The 785-nt window shown below is 75.3% G+C and carries 1 protein-coding gene and 1 pseudogene; both read right to left on the bottom strand.

Going from position 1 to position 785, the window contains the following annotated elements; translation table 11 throughout:
- A pseudogene (locus EAO77_RS35650) lies at window positions 1-296 on the bottom strand (hypothetical protein); the annotation flags it as partial.
- Window positions 266-784 carry a hypothetical protein gene (locus EAO77_RS35645; RefSeq protein WP_147992462.1) on the bottom strand — a complete coding sequence of 173 codons (519 nt, stop codon included), beginning with the start codon at window positions 782-784 and terminating at the stop codon, window positions 266-268. The pseudogene EAO77_RS35650 and the gene EAO77_RS35645, both read right to left, overlap by 31 nt.
- Window position 785: the final 1 nt, after the last annotated feature.

Raw genomic sequence — 785 nt, 5'->3', positions numbered from 1 at the left:
ACGGCGCCGAGCAGGGCGGTGCGGGCGGCGGCGAGCGCGGTGAGGTGGTCCTCGCCGGCCGCTCCGGCGCCGGCCTTCGCGGCGGCCTCGGCGACCCGCTCGGCGAGCGGTGTCCCCGCGACGGCGCCGGCGAGCGCGGCCAGTCCCTCGGCCTGGGCAGGCTGCGGACGCAGCAGCCCGCCGCGGAGAGCCCGGTCGAAGGCGTCGACGGCCGCGAGCGCCTCGTCGAGGCCGTCGACCGCGTCGGTCAGCAGATCGGCACGCATCAGGCCACCGCCCTCGTCGGCGGGAACCACTGCATCTCGGGCAACGGCTCGGTGGTGGGCGCCAGTTCGAGATAGGCGAGGTGCCGCAGGAACCGGCTGAAGACGGGCGCCGCGGCCGCGGTGTCGCCCTGTGCGGGGCGGGTGGCGGTCATCGCGGCGACGATGCCGGCCGCGTCCGCAGTCGCGTCGCCGGTGTCGGCCTTCAGGTAGCGGGCGACCCGCTCGGCGCCGTACTGGAGCACGGCCTCGCCGACCAGTGCGCGGATGTGGTTGCAGTACGAGCCCCGCGCGCCGCCGCAGGGCCGGTTGTTGTTGGTGCTGCACGCGAAGGCGTAGGTGCCGGCGGCGACGGAGGACACGTACACCCGGCCGATGTCCGAGCCGCTGGACACCACGCCCTGCACGCGGCCGTCGGCCAGTTCGACGAACGGCACCTTGGCGAGCTTGCGCGGCCGCGCGGGCGGTGTCACCCGGACCGTGCTCGACTTCTCCCCATCCGACAACGGACCATCTCCAATA

This window comes from Streptomyces sp. T39, from assembly GCF_008042045.1.
Taxonomy (GTDB): Bacteria; Actinomycetota; Actinomycetes; order Streptomycetales; family Streptomycetaceae; genus Streptomyces.
Note: the sequence above shows the minus strand (reverse complement) of the source record. Positions and strands in the feature narration are given on the sequence as shown.